Annotated in this window: 24 protein-coding genes; 11 read left to right on the top strand and 13 right to left on the bottom strand. The window is 64.1% G+C overall.

All coding sequences use genetic code 11. The features are described 5' to 3' along the window. Nucleotides 1-99: 99 nt before the first annotated feature. From phnC to CH286_RS05020, 3 genes are read right to left on the bottom strand one after another with little or no spacing between them, the layout of a single operon-like run. Nucleotides 100-903 carry a phosphonate ABC transporter ATP-binding protein gene (phnC, locus tag CH286_RS05010; protein WP_094608520.1) on the bottom strand — a complete coding sequence of 268 codons (804 nt, stop codon included), beginning with the start codon at nt 901-903 and terminating at the stop codon, nt 100-102. Between the two features lie 2 nt (nt 904-905). Next, on the bottom strand, nt 906-1874 hold the full coding sequence (locus CH286_RS05015) for a phosphate/phosphite/phosphonate ABC transporter substrate-binding protein (RefSeq protein ID WP_032405676.1): 969 nt from the start codon (nt 1872-1874) through the stop codon (nt 906-908). A 41-nt stretch (nt 1875-1915) separates the two neighbouring features. Further along, nucleotides 1916-2614: a phosphonatase-like hydrolase gene (locus tag CH286_RS05020; protein WP_052078003.1), complete on the bottom strand. Its 699-nt coding sequence runs from the start codon at nt 2612-2614 to the stop codon at nt 1916-1918. 108 nt (nt 2615-2722) lie between these two features. Between CH286_RS05020 and CH286_RS05025 the strand changes: the two genes are divergently transcribed. From CH286_RS05025 to CH286_RS05035, 3 genes are read left to right on the top strand one after another with little or no spacing between them, the layout of a single operon-like run. Next, entirely contained in the window at nt 2723-3436 is a 714-nt protein-coding gene (locus tag CH286_RS05025; RefSeq protein WP_170944579.1) for a GntR family transcriptional regulator, read from the top strand. A 1-nt stretch (nt 3437) separates the two neighbouring features. Further along, the gene (locus tag CH286_RS05030) at nt 3438-4598 is read left to right on the top strand and encodes a TIGR03364 family FAD-dependent oxidoreductase (protein ID WP_094608521.1); all 1161 of its coding nucleotides are present in this window, start codon (nt 3438-3440) and stop codon (nt 4596-4598) included. A 26-nt stretch (nt 4599-4624) separates the two neighbouring features. After that, nucleotides 4625-5227, top strand: coding sequence for a TetR/AcrR family transcriptional regulator (locus CH286_RS05035; RefSeq protein ID WP_037154107.1), 603 nt, complete (start codon nt 4625-4627; stop codon nt 5225-5227). A gap of 15 nt (nt 5228-5242) precedes the next feature. On the opposite strand, the gene CH286_RS05040 is transcribed toward CH286_RS05035, so the two are convergent. The 4 genes from CH286_RS05040 to CH286_RS05055 form a co-directional block, all read right to left on the bottom strand. After that, a complete protein-coding gene (locus CH286_RS05040; RefSeq protein ID WP_094608522.1) occupies nt 5243-6433 on the bottom strand; it encodes a Dyp-type peroxidase in 1191 nt (396 codons plus the stop codon). 25 nt (nt 6434-6458) lie between these two features. Then, entirely contained in the window at nt 6459-7007 is a 549-nt protein-coding gene (locus CH286_RS05045; protein WP_052078000.1) for a copper chaperone PCu(A)C, read from the bottom strand. Next, a complete protein-coding gene (locus CH286_RS05050) occupies nt 7004-8479 on the bottom strand; it encodes a PepSY-associated TM helix domain-containing protein (protein ID WP_255182574.1) in 1476 nt (491 codons plus the stop codon). Before CH286_RS05050 ends, CH286_RS05045 begins: the two co-directional genes overlap by 4 nt. A gap of 181 nt (nt 8480-8660) precedes the next feature. Continuing rightward, nucleotides 8661-9188, bottom strand: a complete 528-nt coding sequence (locus CH286_RS05055; RefSeq protein ID WP_094608524.1) for a hypothetical protein — start codon at nt 9186-9188, stop codon at nt 8661-8663. A 161-nt stretch (nt 9189-9349) separates the two neighbouring features. On the opposite strand from CH286_RS05055, the gene CH286_RS05060 reads away from it, so the two are divergent. Then, nucleotides 9350-9604, top strand: coding sequence for a hypothetical protein (locus CH286_RS05060; protein ID WP_037154115.1), 255 nt, complete (start codon nt 9350-9352; stop codon nt 9602-9604). 37 nt (nt 9605-9641) lie between these two features. Here CH286_RS05060 and CH286_RS05065 read toward each other — a convergent pair whose 3' ends face one another. Beyond that, on the bottom strand, nt 9642-10214 hold the full coding sequence (locus CH286_RS05065) for a TetR/AcrR family transcriptional regulator (RefSeq protein WP_094608525.1): 573 nt from the start codon (nt 10212-10214) through the stop codon (nt 9642-9644). A 77-nt stretch (nt 10215-10291) separates the two neighbouring features. On the opposite strand from CH286_RS05065, the gene CH286_RS05070 reads away from it, so the two are divergent. After that, complete coding sequence (locus tag CH286_RS05070) at nt 10292-10951, top strand: NAD(P)H-dependent oxidoreductase (RefSeq protein WP_094608526.1); 660 nt, start codon at nt 10292-10294, stop codon at nt 10949-10951. A 27-nt stretch (nt 10952-10978) separates the two neighbouring features. On the opposite strand, the gene CH286_RS05075 is transcribed toward CH286_RS05070, so the two are convergent. Continuing rightward, nucleotides 10979-11620: a CatB-related O-acetyltransferase gene (locus tag CH286_RS05075; protein ID WP_094608527.1), complete on the bottom strand. Its 642-nt coding sequence runs from the start codon at nt 11618-11620 to the stop codon at nt 10979-10981. Nucleotides 11621-11648: 28 nt separating this feature from the next. After that, entirely contained in the window at nt 11649-12068 is a 420-nt protein-coding gene (locus CH286_RS05080; RefSeq protein WP_037154161.1) for a nitroreductase/quinone reductase family protein, read from the bottom strand. Nucleotides 12069-12280: 212 nt separating this feature from the next. Between CH286_RS05080 and CH286_RS05085 the strand changes: the two genes are divergently transcribed. The 4 genes from CH286_RS05085 to CH286_RS05100 all read left to right on the top strand — a co-directional run bounded on the left by CH286_RS05085 (nt 12281) and on the right by CH286_RS05100 (nt 16637). Further along, nucleotides 12281-13279 (top strand): ABC transporter substrate-binding protein, encoded by a 999-nt coding sequence (locus CH286_RS05085; protein ID WP_052058745.1) that lies wholly within the window; start codon nt 12281-12283, stop codon nt 13277-13279. Nucleotides 13280-13377: 98 nt separating this feature from the next. Further along, nucleotides 13378-14343: a FecCD family ABC transporter permease gene (locus CH286_RS05090; RefSeq protein ID WP_094608528.1), complete on the top strand. Its 966-nt coding sequence runs from the start codon at nt 13378-13380 to the stop codon at nt 14341-14343. Next, the gene (locus CH286_RS05095) at nt 14340-15119 is read left to right on the top strand and encodes an ABC transporter ATP-binding protein (protein WP_037154170.1); all 780 of its coding nucleotides are present in this window, start codon (nt 14340-14342) and stop codon (nt 15117-15119) included. Before CH286_RS05090 ends, CH286_RS05095 begins: the two co-directional genes overlap by 4 nt. 9 nt (nt 15120-15128) lie before the next feature. Further along, entirely contained in the window at nt 15129-16637 is a 1509-nt protein-coding gene (locus CH286_RS05100; RefSeq protein WP_094608529.1) for a protein adenylyltransferase SelO, read from the top strand. A gap of 24 nt (nt 16638-16661) precedes the next feature. Here the strand turns inward: CH286_RS05100 and CH286_RS05105 are convergent, their stop codons facing one another. Together CH286_RS05105 and CH286_RS05110 are read right to left on the bottom strand one after the other, a co-directional pair. Continuing rightward, the gene (locus tag CH286_RS05105) at nt 16662-17108 is read right to left on the bottom strand and encodes a VOC family protein (protein ID WP_094608530.1); all 447 of its coding nucleotides are present in this window, start codon (nt 17106-17108) and stop codon (nt 16662-16664) included. A 26-nt stretch (nt 17109-17134) separates the two neighbouring features. Next, on the bottom strand, nt 17135-18313 hold the full coding sequence (locus CH286_RS05110) for an acyl-CoA dehydrogenase family protein (protein ID WP_094608531.1): 1179 nt from the start codon (nt 18311-18313) through the stop codon (nt 17135-17137). Nucleotides 18314-18542: 229 nt separating this feature from the next. Between CH286_RS05110 and CH286_RS27585 the strand changes: the two genes are divergently transcribed. Then, nucleotides 18543-18689 carry a thioesterase family protein gene (locus tag CH286_RS27585; protein WP_141215791.1) on the top strand — a complete coding sequence of 49 codons (147 nt, stop codon included), beginning with the start codon at nt 18543-18545 and terminating at the stop codon, nt 18687-18689. Between the two features lie 117 nt (nt 18690-18806). Here the strand turns inward: CH286_RS27585 and CH286_RS05115 are convergent, their stop codons facing one another. Continuing rightward, nucleotides 18807-19727, bottom strand: a complete 921-nt coding sequence (locus CH286_RS05115) for an oxygenase MpaB family protein (RefSeq protein ID WP_176458138.1) — start codon at nt 19725-19727, stop codon at nt 18807-18809. Between the two features lie 393 nt (nt 19728-20120). Between CH286_RS05115 and CH286_RS05120 the strand changes: the two genes are divergently transcribed. Next, nucleotides 20121-20966 carry an SGNH/GDSL hydrolase family protein gene (locus tag CH286_RS05120; RefSeq protein WP_255182575.1) on the top strand — a complete coding sequence of 282 codons (846 nt, stop codon included), beginning with the start codon at nt 20121-20123 and terminating at the stop codon, nt 20964-20966. The last annotated feature ends 36 nt before the right edge of the window (nt 20967-21002 follow it).

The raw sequence follows: 21002 nt of genomic DNA on the forward strand, positions 1-21002 counted from the left end.
CAACGAGCGCGACGACGCCCAGCGCCGGGAACAGCCATCGACGTCGCCGCGGATCGTTCTGTACTGCAGCGTTCGTGGGCTTCGGCTCGAAGGTGACGGTCACGTCGGTGCCACCGCGGACCTGTTCCCGGCGTCGGGGGCAATCCGCTGATAGATCGGCATGATGTCCTCGCGCTCGAGCCCTGCTGCCGGGCGATCGAGCACCACCCGACCGTCTCGGAGACCCACGAGTCGGTGCGCCCAACCGAGCGCGAGATCGACCTGATGCAGTGTGCACACCACCGTCAGTTTCTCCTCGCTGCACACTCGCTGCAACAGGTCCATGACCACCCCCGCGTTCTCGGGATCGAGGGATGCGACGGGTTCGTCCGCGAGCACGATCCGCGGCCGCTGCATCAGGGTGCGTGCGATCGCCACCCGTTGCTGCTGCCCGCCCGACAGAGTGTCGGCGCGGCGTTCGGCGAAGTCCGCCAATCCGACTCGGTCGAGACAGGCCCGAGCCTCTTCTCGCATCACCTTCGGGTAGGTGAGTGCTCCGTAGCGCGGAATCGACAGGCGGCCGATGCCTCCCACGAGTACGTTCTCGAGGCAACTCAACCGACCGACGAGATTGAAGTGTTGAAAGATGAAGCCGACATCTCTGCGCAGTTCGCGCACCCGGCGACGGTTGGCCAGATCGACTCGAATGTCGAGCGCGGTGACACTGCCCGAGGTGACGGGATGCAGACCGTTGATGCATCGCAGTAGCGTCGACTTGCCGGAGCCCGAAAGCCCGAGCAGCACCAGCATTTCACTGCGGTGCACATCGAGGTTGACGTCCGCAAGCGCGGTGGTCGACCCGAACGTCTTGGTGACGTTGCGGACGCTGACGACCACGTCGGCCCTGTCCAAGGAAGTGGACATCGTCAGCCCTTGCACTTCTCGGAGGCGGTGATCTCGCAGACGTTGCGCACACCGTCGTAGTCGCTGTCCTGTGCCGGTACGACGCCCCAGGCATCCTCGTCGGTGATGCGGCATTCTTCGGCGCAGATGCCGTCGGCGACGAAAGCATCCGAGTTCATACCCTCGCTGAACACGTCCTGAAGTTTCGCGATGGCGTCGGTACCCAGATCGTCGTTGGCCGCGAAGAGCGAACCGGCGATCGTATCGGACTTCCAGACGGTCTTCAGCTCGCCGGGTGCAATCTCGCCGTTGTCGATCATCGTCCGGTCGACCATGGTGTCGAACGCGAATCCGGCGTCGCAATCGCCCGCCTTCACAGCAAGTACCGATGCATCGTGCCCGCCGGCATAGATCGGGGTCATGGCGGCCGAGATGTCGGCCTCCGAACCCGAGGCGATGACGTTGTCCTCGATCAGTCCTGCTGTCGGATAGAGGAATCCGGATGTCGAACTGGGGTCGACGAAGCAGACATTCTTGCCTGCGTAATCGGCAAGACCGTTCACCGATGCATTGTCGGACCGGGCGATTCCGTAGGACTGATAGCCGGGCTTGCCACCCTCGTCCTGGACGACGGCTCCCAGCGGCGTCATCTCGGCCCCGTTGATGCCGGCTACGACGTAGGCGAACGGGCCGAAGAATGCGATGTCGACGTTGCCTGCGATGAGGCCCTCGACCACACCGGCGTAATCGGAGGCCTGGATGAACTCGACCTTCGCACCGGTCTCCTTCTCCAACCGTGTGATCACCGGATCGTAGCTGGCCTTCAGATCGGTCGAGTTCTCGGCGGGAATCGCAGCGAGCGTGATGGTTTCGGGAAACCCTTGCTCGGTGGTGGCTCCGTCGGACGAACTGGAGCACCCGGCAGCGACGAGAGCTGCAGCAGACAGTACGGCCGCGGCGGTCACGGCACGACGGCGAGAGGTGGTGTTCATGGCAATGGTTTCCGTTCGGTGAGGTTGGGTCGAGTGAGTGTTCACGGCAGAACGATGGGGGGAAGATCGGCGACGCTCTCGAGCACGTGGGTCGCGCCTGCCTCGCGCAGAAGGTCCTCGGAGTGAGCTCCGCTGAGCACACCGACGAGTACTGATGCGCCGGCGCGGCGACCGGACAGGATGTCGCTCGAGGTGTCGCCGACGACGGCAACGGCTGCGATGTCACTGACCTCGGCGCGCAACGCAGCAGACAGGACGAGATCGGGGTGCGGCCGGCCACGACCGGCATCACCGGGCGCGAGGAATGCGTCGGGCAGATCCTGCCAGCCGAGTGTGTCGATGATGCGCTTCTGTGTCGGTGCCGAGAACCCTGTTGTCAGTACGACTCTGATGCCGGATTCACGAAGCTTCGTGATGGCCTGGGCCGCACCCGGAACGGGCGCGATGCCGTCGTCGATGCGGGCGTCGTAGGCAGACTCGAATTCCCGGTTGGCGGCCTGGGCGCGATCCTCGGATCCGAACAATGCCCGGAATACCTCGATCTTCGACTGCCCCATGGTGTCGAGTACGTAGCGTCGGGCGTCGTCACGTTCGGGTCCGTCTGTCGCGAGTCCGACGGCCGTCGCCGCGGCGTCGAATGCATCGAGTACGAGGCCGTCGTCGGTGACGGTCGTTCCTGCCATGTCGAGGACGACGAGTTCGATGTCGATGCTGGTGTTCGAGGTGGTGGAGTTCGGCATGAGGAAGAGACTGCCGTTTGGTATAGACCATTGCGTGGAACTCGGGTGAACGAATCGTGAACGTCGCGCAACAATTAGGTCTAGACCAATTGATGCTATGGTCGGATCATGGTTGTGACCACCGAACCCCGGGTGCTCAAGCACCAGATCGTGCGCGGAAGTCTCGATGCGATGCTCGACGGCATGTCCGCAGGCGACGCTTTTCCTTCGGAACGTGATCTCGCCGATCGATACGACGTCTCCCGCGAGACGCTGCGCCAGGCCATCCGAGAACTGTTGGTAGCCGGTCGAATCGAGCGTCGTGGGCGCGCGACGGTGGTGGCCGAGCCCAAGGTCGTACTGCCGCTCGCCATCGGCTCGTACACCGAGGCAGCGCGCGAGAAAGGCATGAGCGCAACCCGAATCCTGGTGGGCTGGGATACGTTCCGCGCCGACGACGCCCTGGCGGATCTGCTCGGAATCGACGTCGGTGCAGAGGTGGTGCAACTCGAGCGCGTCTTCACCACCGGCGACGTCCGAGTGGGCCTGGAAACGACCCGCATCCCCGCGCATCGGATTCCAGGACTACCGGACAGCTTCGATCACCGAACGTCTCTGTATGCCGAATTACGCACGCGTGGAATCACGTTCGGACGCGTCGTCGATACCATCGAAACCGTCCTCCCCGACGCCAGAGAAGCCGCGCTCCTCACCGTCGACACGAGGACACCGATGTTCCTGCTCGGCCGCGTCTCCTACGACACCGACGGCAGTCCCATCGAGCACAGACGTTCGCTCTATCGCGGAGACCGAATGACCTTCACCGCTGTCATGGACGCCTGAGATGACCACGAAATACGACGTCGTGGTCGTCGGGGCCGGGATCGTCGGCCTCGCCCACGCGTACCACGCTCACCGTCGTGGCCTGACCGTGGCAGTGGTCGATCATGCAGACCGGGTCGCGGGCGCGTCGGTACAGAACTTCGGACACGCCTGCATCACAGCGCAATCCGGTGACGCGCTCGAGTACTCCAGGGCCGGTCGCAGTCACTGGCTCGAGCTTGCCCGCCTAGCGGGCTTCTGGGCTGCGGAATCGGGAACACACGGCGTTGCCCGCCACGAGGACGAGTTCGCAGTACTCGAGCAGTTCGCCGAGTTGCGCGGCCCCGACCACACGGTGTTGTTGGACCGACGCGAGGTGCTGGACCGGCTCCCGATTGCCGACACCGATGTGGTGGGTGGCCTGTACATGCCGACCGACGTTCAGGTGGACCCCCGTACCGCCGCGCCGGCCATCGCGCGCTGGCTCGCCGACTGCGGGGTGGACTTCCACTGGCGCACCGCTGCAACGTCGTTCGCTCCGGGCATCGTCCACACTTCGCGCGGCGACCTGCACGCAGGCACCACGTTCGTCACCGTCAACCACGACATCGATCGACTGTTCCCCGAGTACGCGGAACGCGGCGGACTGGTGCGATGCCGTCTGCACATGATGCGCGCCACCCTCCCAGTGCGCGCACCACTCCCCTCGCCGCTGTTCACCGGTTGGTCGCTGCTACGGTACTCGGGCTTCGAGAACCTTCCCGCCGTCGCAGACGTCGCCGCTCGCCTGCAGGCCGACCACCCCGACTACGTCGAACTCGATCTGCACCAAATGTACACCCCGCAGCTCGATGGGTCGATTCTGTTGGGTGACACACATGTTCGCGAGATCACCACGTCCCCGTTTCAAAACGAGGAGGGGTTCGAGGTGCTGCTCACGGAAGCGAAGTCACTGTTCGGAGTCGACCGCGTCGACGTCACCGAACGGTGGCAGGGCACGTACTGCTCGGCACCGGGTTCGGAGTTTCTGCTCGAAGAACCCCTCGATCGCGTGCACATCGTCACCGTCACCACCGGCATAGGAATGACCACCAGCATGGGCCTGGCGTTGTCGAGCGTCGACAACGCTCTGACGCCGGTCCAGCGGCCGGACTCCCGTTCTCGGCTCACCGCGCACAACTGAGCACATCTTCGTGTCAAGATGTAGTCATGCCGCCCGTCGTCCGTCCGTACCGAGGCGTCGCCGCCGACGAACGCCGACGTGAACGGCGTGAGAAGTTGCTCGAAGCGTGCCTCGACGCGGTAGCGGAGTCCGGTGTCTCCACCGTCACGGTCGACGACATCTGCGCCCGGGCCGGCCTTTCCAAGCGCTACTTCTACGAGAGCTTCGGAGATCGCGACACCATCCTCGTCTCCGCCCTCGACGACGTGATCGATACCGTGGGAACCGCGCTGAACGAGCTGGAGCAGCAACATGGATCGGCGGAGGACCGCGTCGCGCACACCGCCGCGGCCCTGGTACGCGCTCTCACCGCCGATCCACGGGCCTCCCTGCTGTACACCGCGGCATCGGCCAACCCCGCACTCGATGCCCGACGCCGGCAGATGGTCGACAGGTTCACCCCGCTACTGATGCGAGAAGTGCTCGACGCAGATCCCGGAGACCCACGCGCCGAAGCAGCCACCGTACTGATGGTCGCCGGCACGACCGAACTTCTCGACCGGTGGCTGCGCGGCACTCTGACATTCACCGAAGCCGAGTTCGTCGACACGTTGACCGCACTCGGCGTCGCCCTGGCGACAGCGTTCTGAAGCAGAGGGTCACGGTCACCCGAGCAAGGTCTGCCCCAGATAACCACCTTCGGCCACTCCCGGCAGGATCGCGAACACTGCAGACCCGATCGGCGTGGTCCATTCGTTCAGCGCATCGAATTCGTCGAGGCGCTGCTGAATCGGCACGAACTGGGTGAGCACATCACGCTGATAGCTCGCGAACAGCAGGCCGGTGTTCGACAGCGACCCCGTAGCCGGTGGGTCGTCGTAGTTGTAGGCCCGTCTGAAGATGCGTTCCCCGTCGCGCGTGTGCCGGGCACGCGCAATATGTGACGACGGTGGAATCACCGGAATTCCGAATCGATCGGTCGCATCGAAATCGGCCTCGTCGAACTCGGCGGTTCCGGTCAACGGGGCACCGGTGTCGAGGGTTCGCCCCACCGACAGTTCGCGGCCGGGTCGGTCCAGCTCGTCCCAGGTGTCCATCTCGATTCGGATGCGCCGCAACACCATCGACGTTCCGTGTTTCATCCAGGGCTGATCGCTACCGTCGTCCCAGACCAGAGCATCGAAGTCCGTGCTCCCGGCCGTTGGATTGACCGTGCCGTCGACCTGCCCCATCAGATTCCGCATTGTGGTCCCCGATTGCTCGGTGCCCCGCGATCGCCGGAATCCGCGCTGTGCCCAGGCGATCGTCACCAACGAGCGAACGTTCTTGGTGAGTACCCGCACAGCGTGAGCAACGGTGACAGGGTCGTCCGAGCACACCTGCAGCAACAGATCGCCTCCGGTGAATCCTGGCTCCAGACGGTCGATCCCGAACGCCGGGAGCGGTGCCAGCCACGACGGCCGTCGATCCGGCATACCGATCGCTTCGAACACACCGGGGCCGAGTCCCACTGTCACCGTCAGGCGAGCAGGCCGAAGCGCAAGTTCGGCCTCGGTGTCGGCCAGCGCGGGCGCACCGGCTGTCAGCCGTCCGATGTCCTCGGTCCAGACTTTCAGTATTCCGATCAGCTCGTCGCGCCCGACGCGATCCTGCAGGTTCAACCCGACGAACGTCGAGTGCGCCTGCGGCGGAACGGTATCGACTCCGGCTTGATGCATGCCGTGATGCGGCACCGTGTCGGTTCCGGTGGTCGTCTCGTCCACTCGGTTGCCGATGACTCCGTAACCGGTCGCGGCTCCCACGCCCGCGACGCCGAGCGCGGCGACGCCTCCTCCGAGGAGGCGTCGCCGGCTCATCGAGCGTGGTGACCGGTTCTCGTTCTCAGCCACCGTGCGCCGGCGCAGGGGTCGCCGACCCGTCCATGTTCATGGTGCCGGGCTCGTAGTTCTCCTGGGCGCCGGAGAAGTCCCTGACCTGCGCGGTGAACGTCGTCGTCGACGCATCCTCGAATTCGAGGGTGAAGTCCGCGTCGGCTCCGGGAGTCAGCGGAGATGTCACATCCATCAACATCAGGTGGTCGCCTCCCGCGGCAAGCACATGCGTGCCGCCCGCCGGAATGACGAAGCCTCCCTCCTTCGGACGCATCACCATCGCACCGTCTGCCCCGGTTGCCATCTCGTGCAGTTCCGTTCGGCTCGATGCCGGTGACGATGCGCCGACCACGTGCACATCGGAGTCGCCTGTGTTCTGTAGTTCGGCGAAGGCTGCCGTCATACCGGAGTCGGCCGCTTTGACCCATTGCTCGCGGACGACGACGGAATCGGATTCCTTCGCCGCGGCAGCCGGCTCGTTGCTGGAGCATCCGGTGAGGATCAGACCGGTGACCGACAGGGCGGCCACCATCGTCGAAGTACGTCGGGAGAGCTTCATGCGAGTTCGCTTTCGTGTTGGGAAGCAGCAGAATTGGCGGCTCTGGTTCGCGTTCGACGGATCGACCCGAGCACGACGTCGATGGCGAGGAAGGCCACCAGGCTCAGCCCGAGGAGCGGGACGAACCAGCCGACCCCGACCGCGACCACCGTCAGTACGACCGCCGCGATCGGTGAGATGCGTCGAATACCGCCACGCAGCGGCGGGCGTCCCGCGGTGAGACCGGTTGCTTTGGTGGGGCGGCGTTTCCACCACATCATGTAGCCGCGGATGATGACCGACGCCAGTGCGATCGCAAGGGCAAGCAGGGCAAGCTGATTGGCCACGCCGAACAGCGTTCCCATGTGCAACTGAATACCCCACGCCGACAGCTTGGCCGCGAGGGGCCAGTCCGAGAAGTACTGGGTGTCGATCACCGTGCCGGTACTGCCGTCGATCGAGATGGAGTTGTTCGACATCACCCAGGGCTGACGGGTTTCGGCGACGACGAACGCCATGTCGTCCGACGCTGGGATCGACGCCTCCACCGCCCCGTCGATACCGTTGGCCTTTGCAGTGTCGAGAACCGAATCGATACGTCCGACGTTGTTTTCGGCCGTCGACGCGTCGGCCGACATGTCCATCGAATGACCACTGTGATCCGAGTGATCCCCCGTCGTCGCCGCGTCGGACGAACCGATGGTCGTAGTGATGGCCGGGGTGGTCCAGCTCAGCGCCGTGCGTAGGTCGGTGACGTTCTCGCCCGCGTAGGTGGACCACGTGAGTCCGGTGGCGGACAGGAAGATCAGACCGACGGCTATCCAGATCCCGGCTACGCCATGCCAGTTCAAGGACCTGTTGCGGCCCTTCGACTTACGATCGAAGGTGAACAGTTTTGCCTTGTCGCGGTTGCGTCGATAGCGCTCGAACCACAGGTAGAGGCCGCCGAGCGCGATCACCCACAACCACGACGCCGCGAGTTCGCTGTAGAGGCGACCCGGCTCTCCCAGGTGCAGATGGCGATGCAGTTCGGAGATCCAGGTGCGCACGGGTAAGGCGCTGGAGGAGCCGTAGACCGTCAGTTCGCCCACGGACGTCGCGGTGGCGGGATCGACGAAGACGGCCAGGCGCTTCGATTCACCAAGGGTGGGGTCGGTGAACAGCACGCGGGTGGTGTCGCCGGCCTCGGCGGCGGGCCGCACGGCGGCGACGGTGAGGTCGGGTTGTTCGGCCTGCGCTGCTCGCATCTGCTCTGCCACCGGAACGGCCGGGCCGGTGGCGTCGACGTGCAGGTAGTCCCGATACATGAGTTGTTCGATGGTCGGTGCGACGGCGTACAGCCCGCCGCTGATGGTGGCGATCAGGATGAACGGTGCGATGAGGATGCCCGCGTAGAAGTGCAGCCGCAAGATCAGCGGACGCCAACTGCGAGGGCTGGTCGGACGGGTGGGCGGGGAAGGATCGGCGACGCGTTCCATTTCCGGTGTGGACACGAGGACTCGTTTCGTGAAGGCATGAGTGGGCGCGCAGATATGCGCGAGGTGGCATCGCCTACGGGACCAGGCCGCGCGGAGGCAGCGTGAATCACCGAGAGTGCGATGTGCGGTATCGAATGCGGCAACAACCCACTACCCGACGCCTGACGAGCAGCGCGGGTGAGACGATGGGTTGTGCTCAGGCAGTTCGAGCCGGTGGTCCGCGGTTCCCGCAGCCCGAGAGGTCGAGCAATAGCGTCGATTCCGGGACCCGGTACACCGGGAGCGGCGGAGCGATGCGATTTTCGTCGACGACGAGGGCCGCCAGTAGAGGCAAAACCCTGCGCAGCGAGGTGACTGCACGCCGGAGTCCGAGCTCGGCTCCACGAATGGCGAGTGCGCCGGCCAGGACGGCGACGGCGTGCGCGGCAAGCATCTGCTGGGTGAGCATCGATCCGTGATGGTGACCGTCGACGGCAGTAAGCAACAGGTGCCCGATCGCCTGCGCCGTGGCCAGAACGGCCAGCAGCTGAGCCCGGGGTGCCGCTGCAGTCGGTGATGCCGCTGTCGCAAATCCGACCGCCGTGCAGACGAGCACCAGCAACACTATCGCCGCGTCGGACGGGAACATCCCGCCGCCGAACGTATGTGCAGTGGCCGTGACCAGCGCAGACAGAGCGCCCACGGAGGCACCGCGCAAGGGCGCGAATCCATCCGAGGCAGACATGAATGGGATCCTACTATCGACTACGCCGCGTAGTAGCCAGTCGCCGGCACCGATGCCCACATCTTCACGAATCCGGTCAGACGGTCTCTTTGGGAGCGGTTATCCTCATCTTCGGTACTCGAACTTTCGAGTACTTCAGCTCTGTTCGTGAAAGGACACACATGACGGAGAGCTCGGACGAGGCGCAGGCGCGGGTGTTTGCCGACATGCTGGTTGCCGAGATCGCGTCGGCGTCGACTCGCGTGGAGGAGTCCGAGCGATGTGCGCGCAAGGCGTCCCGGGTCGGAGATTCCCGCAGTCAGGTGTGGCACAGCGAGGAAGCGCACACTCAGAGGCGGGCCCTGTACGAGTTGCATCGCCAGCTCGATGCGTTGCGCAACCGGTTCCCCGTCACGAACGCGCATACGTCGCAGTAGACGCGACCCGATTCACACTCCCATCCCGCCTGCCGCGTCAGGCCTTACCGACAATCGCGACGATCAACTCCGCCAACTCCCCAGTTGCCTCCCCGGGAGCGAGCGCACCCGATACAGCCGCATGCGACAGCGCGTCCGCGGCACCGAAGATGGCAGTGAGCGACGGCGTCGAGATACCACCGCTTCCGAACGGCTCGAGAATAGCCCGGCAACGATCGGAGTACGCCCTCTCGGCAGCGCGCTTGACCTGTTCGAGTTCGGGTGAACCTTCCAGCGCGGCAAGCACTCCTGTCAGTTCACGGCCCTGGGCCAACGTGCAGCCCACGTACGAATTGGCAATAGCGCTCGCGCGTCCGTCCAACGTCGCGGGCGCTGTGTCGAGAGAAGCCTCGAGCATGGCTGCCTGTCGGTCGTCGAATTCCGTGAACAATGCCGCCAACAGCTCGGCACGTGAGCCGAAATGGCTGTACACCACCGGTTTTGCGACGCCGGCATGTTCGGCGAGCCGGCCCAGCGTCAGCGCGTCCGCCCCCTCTGCCCGGACGAGAGCCCACGAGACCTCGACCAGTTGGTCGTACCTGTCCGATCGGGACAGTCTCGTGCGTGCCATCGCGGACCTCCTTGCGCTATATACGAATAGTAACCTACTCTTGGTACATAGCCGTTGCCTCAACGAAAGGACCAGCCATGACCGCTCTTGTCGTAGTCTCCCATTCCGATCCCGACTCCCTCACCCACTCCGTCGCCAGATCCATTTCGGACGCGATCCGCACCACTGGCGGAGCTGTCGAGACGGCCGACCTCGCTGCGGAGAACTTCGACCCCCGCTTTGCCATCGCCGATCAGAACCTGTTCCGCGGCAACGGCACCACCCCTGCTGACGTCATCGCCGAACAGGAACGAATCGACCGCGCGGACCATCTGATTCTCGCCTTCCCGATGTACTGGTGGTCGATGCCCGCCCTGCTGAAAGGGTGGATCGATCGGGTCTTCGTCAGCGGATGGGCGTACGAGTACAAACCGGGAGTCGAGCTCGTCAAGAAGCTGGACCGACTCACCGTCCACCTGGTAGTTATCGCTGGCGACGACGCCGAGAGCTTCGAACGCCATCGCGTGCACGACGCGTTCCGCACGCAGATCGAGCGCGGCATAGTCGAATACTGCGGGGCTACAGTCGGATCGACAACATTTGTGTACGAGTCGGATTCCAGAACTCGCGAGGACCTCGGTGTCGAAATCAGCGAGATCGGCATTGCCATGGCCGCGCGCGTGCAGGATCAGCACCCGAGCGTCGACACCCGCAACACACCGGCACCGGTCGACTCGAATTCACATGCAGGGGTATAGAAGTCGCGGCTGGTAGTCGACTCTTACTCAGTCGAATCGCGCTGCCACCGCAGCGAGGTCGGCCACCGACCCATCGGAGATCGTGCGGATGTGTTCGGTGATCGAGTCGATGGGCCAGTTCCACCAGGCAATGTCCAGCAGAGTCCGAATCTCGTCCGCGGTGAACCGTTCTCGGAGCACACGGGCGGGATTGCCACCGACGACGGCGTAATCCGGAACATCTTTGGTGACAACGGCTTCGGTGGAGATCACTGCCCCGTTCCCGATCCGCACCCCCGGCATCACCGTGACGTTGCCGCCGATCCAGACATCGTTGCCCACCACGGTGTCTCCCCGCGACGGCAGATCGGACACCAGATCCGAGTGCTCGGACCAGGCACCACCCATGATGGGAAAGGGATACGTGGACACACCGCTCATTCGGTGGTTCGCCCCATTCATGATGAATGTGACTCCGGTGGCCAAGGCACAGAACTTCCCGATCATCAATCGATCGGGTCCGTAGTGATGCAAAACGTTTCGGGTCGCGAATTGCTCGGCGAACTCCGGATCGTCGTAGTACGTGTACTCGCCGATGTCGATGAGCGGGCTGGAAATCAACGGCTTCAACAGCACCACCCTCGGCTGCCCGGGAATGGGGTGCAGGTTCGATGCGTCAGGAGCGGTCATGCTCCGACACTAGCCAGACATCGACCGGTCAGGCGGGCGTCAACCGAAAGATCGGAAACCGTCGTCCCTCGGCTGTCTCGACGTATTTCGCGAAGCCCTCGGACGCGTCCAAGAATTTCTGCCAGTTCTCGTCCCACTCGTCGTCGGGGATTTCCGACACCGTCACTGCGATGGTCCGGACCGCACCGTCTCCGGGAATCTCGACGTCGATGGCGGGGTGTGCGCGCAGATTGTGCACCCAGGCAGGGTGTTTGGGTGAGCCGGCGGCCGATCCGACGATCAGCCAGCTTCCGTCCTCCGGGATCGCCATCAATGGGTTCAACCGAACCTCGCCGCTCTTGGCACCTATGGAGTGCAGAACGACGAGCGCATCGCCGAAGCCCGCCGTGGACACATGTCCGCCGTTGCTGCGGAACTCATCGATGATCATCTGGTTGAAGTCGGCCATACGACGAGTATGACGCGCATCACGCTGTTCAGGACCCGATTTCATCGACGATTTCCGTCGACGCGAACCAAAGGTTAGCCTGTGCTCATACGCACCTCGATGCGTACCGCCGTCGGGCAATCCCCGGCGGCTCGTTGCTGTCTGAAACCGAAGGACATCTTCACGTGCTCAACGTTCGTCGCCGCGCCGGGACCCTCGCCGCCACGGTTGCCATGGTCGGGTCACTCGTCGCCTGCGGGGCATCCGAAGAGGTGCCCGACGCGATCTCCGACGCCACTGCGGGTGGGACGTCCTATCCACTGACGATCGAGAACTGTGGGGAGTCGGTGACCTTCGCCTCCGCCCCACAGCGGGTGGTGTCACTCGATCAGAACTCCACCGAAATTCTTCTCTCGCTCGGCGTGCAGGATCGGATGGTGGGCACCGCTTCTTGGACAGATCCAGTGCGGGAGAATTTGGCCGAGGCGAACGCCGCGGTCCCCCGACTCGCCGACAACGCGCCCACCTACGAAATCGTTCTCGACACCGAACCCGATTTCGTCACCGCATCGTTCGGACGCCATTTCGAGCAGGGCGGCGTTGCAGAACGCTCACGGTTCAGTGAAACCGGTGCAGCCACCTATCTTTCACCGACGGACTGCGACGCCGGTCGCAGCGTGAACGGCGGCAACACTCGCACGACACCGCTGACCATGGATTCGCTCTACCAGGAGATCACCGAACTCGCGGCGATCTTCGACGTCAACGAACGAGGTGCCGAATTCGTCGGAGAACTGAAGAACCGCATGGCCGACGCCACCACTCGGACTGCGAATGCCGATGTGTCCGCGGCGTTCTGGTTCGCAGACACCAAGAGCCCGTACATCGCGGGTGGACGGGGATCGGCAGATCTGCTCGCACGCACGGTCGGTATGGCGAACGTGTTCGCCGATACCGACGACGACTGGCCTGCCGTCGGCTGGGAAACCATGGTGGATCGGGATCCGACGGTGCTCGTACTCGGCGACCTCGCACGCAACCGTTTTCCCGGTGACCTGCTAGCGGACAAGATCGCTTTCCTCGAGTCCGACCCCGTCACCAGCACGATGGCCGCCGTCCGCGACAAGCGCTACATCTCGCTGCACGGTGCGGAGATGAACCCGTCGATCCGGGCCGTCGACGGCGTCGAAAAGGTGTCGGCCGGACTGCGCGACCTGGGACTGTCGTCCTGATCACCACCGCTGTCCGCCGCCCTGCAGCCGATCGCTCGCCTGCTTCCCGTCATCTGTGGCGGTGGGTTCTGGCAGCGGTCGCTGGAATCGCACTGAGTGTGGTGTCGGTTCTCGTCGCAATCACCTTGGGGCCGGCGTATATTTCGCTGGTCAATGTTCGCGATGTGGTGCTGAACCATCTCGGCGTCACCGATGTGCCGGTCAAGGTGTCGAAGAACGCGATCATCTGGGAGGAGCGGCTTCCACGAGCACTCGTCGCTGCGGCCAGTGGCGTCGGGCTCGGGATCTGCGGCGTCATCATGCAGTCGCTTCTGCGCAATCCGCTGGCGGATCCGTTCGTGCTCGGGGTGTCCTCCGGAGCCTCGACCGGGGCAGTTGTGGTCGGCGTTCTCGGCGTGGGCGGGGCCGCCCTCGGCCTGTCCGGCGGGGCGTTCATCGGCGCACTCGTCGCGTTCGGCCTGGTGTTGTTCCTCGCCCGAATGTCCGGCAGCGGAAACGACCGCGTCATCCTCGCCGGTGTGGCGACCACTCAATTGTTCTCGGCGCTCACATCTTTCGTGATCTTCGCGTTCGCGGACTCCGACGAGACCCGCGGCGTGATGTTCTGGCTCCTCGGATCGTTCGAGGGTGTTCGGTGGGACGACGTCGTGCTGTGCGTGGCCGTGGCCGGCATCGGAGCAGTGGTGTGTTGCTACTACGCATATGTGCTCGACGCGTTCGCGTTCGGTGACTCCGTCGCGTCCTCACTCGGCTTCGATGTCGCGAAAGTGCGCACGGCGCTGCTCGTCGGTACCGCCCTGATCACTGCGACGTTGGTCAGCGTCGCCGGCGCGATCGGATTCGTCGGGTTGATCCTCCCGCACGCCGCGCGACTACTTGTGGGACCCAACCACAGTCGACTCGTACCGGCGACAGCAATCATCGGTGCCGTCTTCATGGTGTGGGTCGACGCCGTGTCCCGAGTCGCGTTCGCTCCTACCCCACTTCCGGTCGGAGTAGGAACGGCTTTGGTCGGGGTACCGGCCTTCATCGCGATCATGGCTCGCAGGAGAAGAATTCGATGACACTCCATGCGTCGAACGTGTCGTGGAAGCGCGGCGGAGTCCTGGTGGTCGACGGGGTGACCGTGCATCCACGGCCCGGACGAATGGTGGGCCTGTTGGGCCCCAACGGTTCCGGCAAGTCCTCGCTGCTGCATCTGCTGTCCGGGGCCGCGACACCCACCTCGGGTGTCGTCGAGCTCGATGGTGCCGAGCTCGGTTCGCTCAAACGCAAACACATCGCCCGCGCCGTCGCAGTAGTCGGTCAGCATTCCCACACGGACATCGATGTGACGGTCCGTGACGTCGTGCGACTCGGTCGAATTCCGCACCGCGGACCGTTCGGTGGAAGCGACCTGGACGACGACGCAGTGGACGATGCGCTGGCGCAGACCGGGCTCAGCGACAAGGCAGATCGATTGTGGCGCACACTGTCCGGCGGCGAGCAGCAGCGGACACACATCGCCCGGGCTCTGGCCCAGCAGCCCCGCGAGCTGTTGCTGGACGAACCAACCAACCACCTCGACATCCATCACCAGCTCGAGCTGTTGTCGCTCGTCGCGCGCCTACCGATCACCAGCATCGTCGCCCTCCACGACCTGAACCTGGCCGCGATGTTCTGCGACGAGGTGTTGGTGCTCCAAGACGGCAAGGTCGTCGCAGGGGGCACACCTGCGGACGTGCTGACCGAGGACTTGATCGCCGAGGTCTACGAGGTGCGAGCTCGAGTGTCGGTCGATGACGGGCGAGTCCACATTCGATTCGACGCGGCGGCACGGCCCGAGGTCGTTCGTCGCTAACCTTGAACCATGAGTGGATCCTCGCACGACCCAGCAGTCCCGACCGCGAACCTGCCTTCGTTCGGATTCGAGACCACCTTGGCCGACGAGGTTCCCGGCGTCACGGTGCCGTGGCATGGCGCCCACGCACCGGACCCTCGGGTGCTGATCCTCAACGACGGCCTGGCCCGGTCACTCGCGCTCGACCCGGCGGCGCTGCGGACTCCGGAAGGGGCGGGCGTGCTGTCCGGGTCGATTCCTCCGGCCGAGGTTGCAACCGTGGCGATGGCCTACGCGGGTCACCAGTTCGGCAACTTCCAGCCCCTCCTGGGCGACGGTCGAGCGCTGCTACTCGGTGAGCTTCGCGACGATCGGGGCCATCGAGTCGATCTGCATCTCAAAGGGTCCGGCGCTACACCGTTCTCGCGTGGCGGTGACGGGCGCGCGGTACTGGGAGCGATGCTGCGCGAATACCTGATCAGCGAGGCCATGCACGCACTGAACATTCCCACCACGCGTTCACTCGCCGTCGTCACGACCGGTGAGCAGGTACTGCGAGAAGGAGGGCCGCAACCCGGCGCGGTGCTCGCCAGGGTTGCGTCGAGCCATCTGCGGGTGGGCACCTTCGAGTTCGCCGCCCGGCGGGAAGGACTCGCGCAAACCCTCGCGGACTACGCGATCGCCCGCCACTACCCTGAAATCGTCGAGGGTGCACCTGAGGATCGCTACCTCGCCTTCTTCGAGGCCGTCGTGGATGCTCAGGCGTCCCTCGTAGCCCAGTGGATGTCGGTCGGATTCGTGCACGGTGTCATGAACACCGACAACACGACCATCTCCGGCGTGACGATCGACTACGGGCCGTGCGCCTTTCTGGACGCCTACGATCCGGCGACCGTGTTCAGCTCCATCGACCACAGCGGACGCTATGCCTACGGAAATCAGCCTGCGGTTCTCGGATGGAATCTGGCCCGATTCGGTGAAACGCTTTTGCCACTGGTGAATTCGACGCCGGACACCGCCATCACAGCCCTCACCGCGGTCCTCGACACGTACGGGGACCGCTACCGACACCACTACTCGACCGCGATGGCCCTCAAGCTCGGCCTGGCAGACGACGGCGTGGACGCGGCACTCGTGGACGACCTGCACCGGTTGCTGACCGATCATCGTGCCGACTGGACCCTGACTTTCCGCGCCCTCGCCGAGAATCTGCGCGGGAACACGGCTCCGTTCGAGGCGCTCGTTCCACCCGATGCGTCCGGAAATTGGCTCGAGCGTTGGCGCAATGCGGTTTCGGCACGCAGACAGGACCTTTCATCTGTCGCCGACGGCATGGATCGCGTCAACCCGGCATACATTCCCCGCAACCATCTGGTCGACGCTGCCCTGAATTCCGCGACCGAGGGCAATCTCGAACCTTTCGAGCGCCTGCTCGACGTCGTCACGTCACCGTTCGATCGACGCGACGACCGGTCGGACTACGCCCTACCAGCGCCCGAGACCTTCAGTGCGGGTTTTCGGACTTTCTGCGGTACATGACTTCTGCGCAACCCGGCCTCGTCGTCACTGCAGCGGCTCCATGAATTCGATGGTCTCGCCGTCCGGGCCCACTGCGTACATGACTCGGGTGCCCACCTTGGGACCGCCGGCAATCGGTTGTGGAGTTCCCTGCGCCCTCCACCCGAACTCCGCGATACGCGTCAGGACCGCATCGATGTTGTCGACCTCGAAAGCAAGATGGGCGAAACCCGGATCGTAGGGTCGCGACGTCCCCGGCTCCCCGTCCACGTTGCGATATTCCAACAGCTCGATCGTCTGACCCGCAACGGAAACCACCGCCATCCGGACCGTCGCGCCGTGCGCCCCGGTGACCTCTCCGAGAAACTCTCCACCCATCTCACCGGTGCGTTCGAGGGTCGCCCCGAGACCGTCGATCCAGAACCGAAGGGCGTCGTCGAGGGAACCGACGGAGAAGCCGACATGGTCGGAGCGAAGCATCCTGAAGGACATGCCAGGAAGACCTTCGCGTGGTGCGCTCACGAGTTGCGTTTCTGTTCGGCCCTGATCAGGCCGCCGCCGACGATCAACCGCTGAATCTCACTTGTCCCCTCGTACAACCGGAGCAATCGCACGTCACGGTAGATGCGTTCGACCGGGACCTCACGCATGTACCCGGCACCACCGTGAATTTGAACGGCCAGATCGGCGACCTTGCCCACCATCTCGGTACAGAACAACTTCACCGCAGAGGGAGCGATACGCCGATCGGTCTCCTGCACCCACGCCCGCGCAGCCTCACGCACCATCGCCCGGCCCGCCATGACACCGACCTGCTGATCGGCGATCATGGCCTGCACCAACTGGAAGTTACCGATCGGCTCACCGCCCTGCGTGGACGCCGCGGCATACGACACCGATTCGTCCAATGCCCGCTGCGCCTGACCGACGGCCAGCGCAGCAATATGCACTCGCCCCCGCGCCAGAGACGTCATCGCCGCCTTGTACCCGATGTCGCCATTGCCGCCGACCAGTGCGTCGGCCTCGACCCGCACGTCGGTGAAGTTCACATCGGCCGTCCCGGAACCCTGTTGCCCCATCTTCGCGTCCTTGACGCCCACGTCGATCCCGACGGTGTCGGCAGGGACCAGGAATACCGCGATACCGTTGCCACTCTGCGGTTTCGGATCCAACTTGGCAAACACGACGAACATGTTCGCGATCGGCGCATTGGTGATGTATCGCTTGCTGCCGTTGATCACCCAACCCGAGCCGTCGACCGTCGCCGTCGTCTTCAAGCCCGCCGGATTCGACCCGGCCCCGTCCTCGGTCAACGCAAAGGACGCCACGATGTCGCCCGATGCCATGCCCGGCAACCATTTCGCTTTCTGCTCCTCGGTACCGAACCCCACGAGCACCTGCCCGGCGATCCCGTTGTTGGTGCCGAACATCGATCGGAGCGACAACGAGGTGTAACCGAGCTCCATCGCGAACTCGACATCCTGAATCAGATTGAGACCGAGCCCGCCCCACTCCTGCGGAAGCGCGTAGCCGAACAATCCCATCTCCGCAGCCTGCATACGCAGATCCTCCGGAATCGAATCGGTGTTCATGATCTCGAGTTCGCGAGGCACGACACGCGTTCGTACGAACTGCGATATCTGCTTCAACACGTCTGCGAAGACATCGTCCGGTACATCGGGATTCAGCGTGTCCATAGGACCACTATCGAGGAAGGCGAGCTCCTCCGTCCACTGAGAGAAACGTATCTCTGCTCGACGGGGCGTATTTCCCCACGCCGGCGGAGTCGGCTCCGTCACCGAGTAGGTCCTTCGCGGCACGGTCTCCTGGCATGAGCGCTGGCCGGTGGACCGTTGAACCGAAGCAGTTCAGGACTGCTATCTCGCCGACATCGATGTCGATCTCATCCGCTCCCCCGCGCTGTCCATGGGCGAGTTGATCATCGAGACCACCCTGGTGCGACGGGGGCGCCGATTCTGCCTTCTCGATTCGGAGCTGCGCACCGCGGACGGTAAGACCCTCGTGCGATCCCACGGCCCCGAGGCCACAGCGCGTACCCGCGAGTCGTACTGAGCCCACGTCACCGCAACAGCGTCGCCCAGAGTACGGAACGCCACAGCATCGGGTCGATCTTCCTTGTCCGCTGAAACGCCTCGCACACCGTCAGCGGCAAGCCGATACCATTGCTGCTCAACTGTTTTCTCCTATCGGACGGATGCTGCGTGCGACGGCTTTGCGGTGGCCGAGCGTCGGAATGTCCAGCGGCTTGGGATGACGCGTTCCAAAGTGATCTGACCAGGATCGATGGGGCCGGTGCGGCCGCGCACCCTGGAAAGCGAGGTAAACACCGATCGTGGGCGGCACGACACGTCGATAGGCCCGGGATGGGTCGGGCAATCGATGTACCGCACGAATATCCTCGGTCAACACCGACAGCAGAATGCCGTCGGCGAAGCGCTTCGTGTGACCGGGGAACCACCGCTCCTTCCAATCGAGGAACAGTTGATCGACGATCTTGCGGGCCCCGTCGGTGTGCTCGTAGCGGGCCTCGTAGTCGAAGGTCCAGCGCAAGAACCCTTCCCGCGTCTGCGGAACGTCGAGTCCCATGTATTCGCCGACCTGACGCCAGAAGTGAAAGCGCGCCTCGCGCTCGTTGTCGGTGAAGACGTTCAACCCGAGGTGTTCGACGATTCGATCCGGCTCGAAAGCCAGCGATCCCAGCGTGTACAGCTTGTCGTCGTCGGTGATGCCGAATCGTGAGTGGATCTGCTCCATCCGGTCGATGAACGATCGGCCGTATTCGCTCGAATGCCCGTGATGGAGCATCTCTCCGAAGAAAAGCAGCGTGTCGTCGTTGCGTCTGCGCACGTCGTGCATCATGTCGCCGGTACCGGTTCGGTACAGAATTCGCGCGATCGACGGAATCGCCACCTGTCGGGCGAAGGCCACGGTGTATGCGGCATGAGCGAAAATGGCGTCCCCGTAACGGACTTCGAGGCTGAGATGGGTGGCTTCCTCGTTTCCGACAACTGGGTCGAGTTCCTCGATCCGGCGGCCGACCGCCCGGCCCGTCACCCACTTCCGCGACATCAGTGCTGCGCTCGACGCCATGACTTTTCCTCCACATTCCGTCATCGGCACCAAACAGGAACGGCACCGTTCTCATTTCACCATCAACTAGGAACGCCTTCGTGTCAATATGTAACCGAAGATCGGATGACAACGAACGAAGGACGAGCGAACGATGACCACCCTCGACTCAGTGGACCCACTACTGACATTCGCCGCGGCATGGGAGCCGTACGGCGGCGCGTCGGCGAATGACCGAGGGCTCAGGATTCCGCGGCGAGGTCTCGATCATCGAGGAAGAACCCATCTCTCTCGACATCTTCGTCGATCCCACTGCGTGACATCCATTGACCCGTTGGTGAATCAGCTTCGGTGATCGAGAGGGTGTGCTCGAAGCGGCTGGACGCAGGCCGTGGCATCGGCCACAGTGGAGTGGTGGATACATCCCCTCGCACTCCGGGCACACGCACGTACTACAACATGGTCGCCTTGGGCAGCTCGTTCGCTGCCGGACCCGGAATCGAACCCGTAATCGACGACAAGGCAATGCGGTCCGGGAGAAACTACGCACACCTCATCGCCGAGGACCTGGGTGCCGCGCTCACGGATGCAACGGTGTCGGGTGCCACCACGGCCACGATCCTCGAGAAGAAGCAACGGGTCTCCACGACGCGGTTCGCCCCACAGATCGACGCAGTCCGAACCTCCACCGATCTCGTGACGATCACCGTCGGTGGAAACGATCTGGGCTATCTCGGCGCACTGCTCGGGTGTGCTGCGGCGAACCGGGTAGCGCACCACTGGTACGGCCGTCCGGCGGGATGGTTGTTCCGAAAGGTGCTGTCCAAGAAGGACATCACCGACGGTCTCGTAGCAAACACCACCGACTCCGTCGTCAGGATCATCGACGAGGTACGACGGCGTGCACCACACGCGCGGGTTGTCATCGTCGACTACGTCCCGATCGTCGACGACACCACTGTTCCCAGCGACACCGTTCCTCTCACCGCCGAGGAGATTGCGTTCGCCCGCACCGTCTCGGCGACGTTGTCCGACATCTACCTCGCAGCCGGAGCGAAGACCGGGGCAGAGATCGTGTCCGCGTCGTCCTTCGAGTCCGGCCACGGTACCGGTACCGCACAACCCTGGGTTCACGGCTTCCGGCCCAACGGACTTCTCGCCGGGTCGTTCCATCCGACAGCAGAGGGTATGCGGGCTGCAGCAGATCTGGTGTTGGAACTTCTCCGACGCAGCGACGGGATCGGGAACGGATCGAGCTAGGAATCAGAGGGACGGGGCGGACCGACAGAGGGCCGA

Origin of the sequence: Rhodococcus sp. WWJCD1 (assembly GCF_002258735.1) — a bacterium.
GTDB lineage: Bacteria > Actinomycetota > Actinomycetes > Mycobacteriales > Mycobacteriaceae > Rhodococcoides.

Coding starts and splice junctions, on each gene's coding strand:
- CH286_RS05070 (WP_094608526.1), top strand. CDS start 10,292: ATGACCGCTCTTGTCGTAGTCTCCCATTCCGATCCCGACTCCCTCACC.
- phnC (WP_094608520.1), bottom strand. CDS start 903: ATGTCCACTTCCTTGGACAGGGCCGACGTGGTCGTCAGCGTCCGCAAC.
- CH286_RS05095 (WP_037154170.1), top strand. CDS start 14,340: ATGACACTCCATGCGTCGAACGTGTCGTGGAAGCGCGGCGGAGTCCTG.
- CH286_RS05115 (WP_176458138.1), bottom strand. CDS start 19,727: ATGGCGTCGAGCGCAGCACTGATGTCGCGGAAGTGGGTGACGGGCCGG.
- CH286_RS05105 (WP_094608530.1), bottom strand. CDS start 17,108: ATGTCCTTCAGGATGCTTCGCTCCGACCATGTCGGCTTCTCCGTCGGT.
- CH286_RS05030 (WP_094608521.1), top strand. CDS start 3,438: ATGACCACGAAATACGACGTCGTGGTCGTCGGGGCCGGGATCGTCGGC.
- CH286_RS05110 (WP_094608531.1), bottom strand. CDS start 18,313: ATGGACACGCTGAATCCCGATGTACCGGACGATGTCTTCGCAGACGTG.
- CH286_RS05025 (WP_170944579.1), top strand. CDS start 2,723: ATGGTTGTGACCACCGAACCCCGGGTGCTCAAGCACCAGATCGTGCGC.
- CH286_RS05080 (WP_037154161.1), bottom strand. CDS start 12,068: ATGGCCGACTTCAACCAGATGATCATCGATGAGTTCCGCAGCAACGGC.
- CH286_RS05020 (WP_052078003.1), bottom strand. CDS start 2,614: ATGCCGAACTCCACCACCTCGAACACCAGCATCGACATCGAACTCGTC.
- CH286_RS05075 (WP_094608527.1), bottom strand. CDS start 11,620: ATGACCGCTCCTGACGCATCGAACCTGCACCCCATTCCCGGGCAGCCG.
- CH286_RS27585 (WP_141215791.1), top strand. CDS start 18,543: ATGGGCGAGTTGATCATCGAGACCACCCTGGTGCGACGGGGGCGCCGA.
- CH286_RS05065 (WP_094608525.1), bottom strand. CDS start 10,214: ATGGCACGCACGAGACTGTCCCGATCGGACAGGTACGACCAACTGGTC.
- CH286_RS05015 (WP_032405676.1), bottom strand. CDS start 1,874: ATGAACACCACCTCTCGCCGTCGTGCCGTGACCGCCGCGGCCGTACTG.
- CH286_RS05055 (WP_094608524.1), bottom strand. CDS start 9,188: ATGTCTGCCTCGGATGGATTCGCGCCCTTGCGCGGTGCCTCCGTGGGC.
- CH286_RS05060 (WP_037154115.1), top strand. CDS start 9,350: ATGACGGAGAGCTCGGACGAGGCGCAGGCGCGGGTGTTTGCCGACATG.
- CH286_RS05085 (WP_052058745.1), top strand. CDS start 12,281: ATGGTCGGGTCACTCGTCGCCTGCGGGGCATCCGAAGAGGTGCCCGAC.
- CH286_RS05100 (WP_094608529.1), top strand. CDS start 15,129: ATGAGTGGATCCTCGCACGACCCAGCAGTCCCGACCGCGAACCTGCCT.
- CH286_RS05045 (WP_052078000.1), bottom strand. CDS start 7,007: ATGAAGCTCTCCCGACGTACTTCGACGATGGTGGCCGCCCTGTCGGTC.
- CH286_RS05035 (WP_037154107.1), top strand. CDS start 4,625: ATGCCGCCCGTCGTCCGTCCGTACCGAGGCGTCGCCGCCGACGAACGC.
- CH286_RS05040 (WP_094608522.1), bottom strand. CDS start 6,433: ATGAGCCGGCGACGCCTCCTCGGAGGAGGCGTCGCCGCGCTCGGCGTC.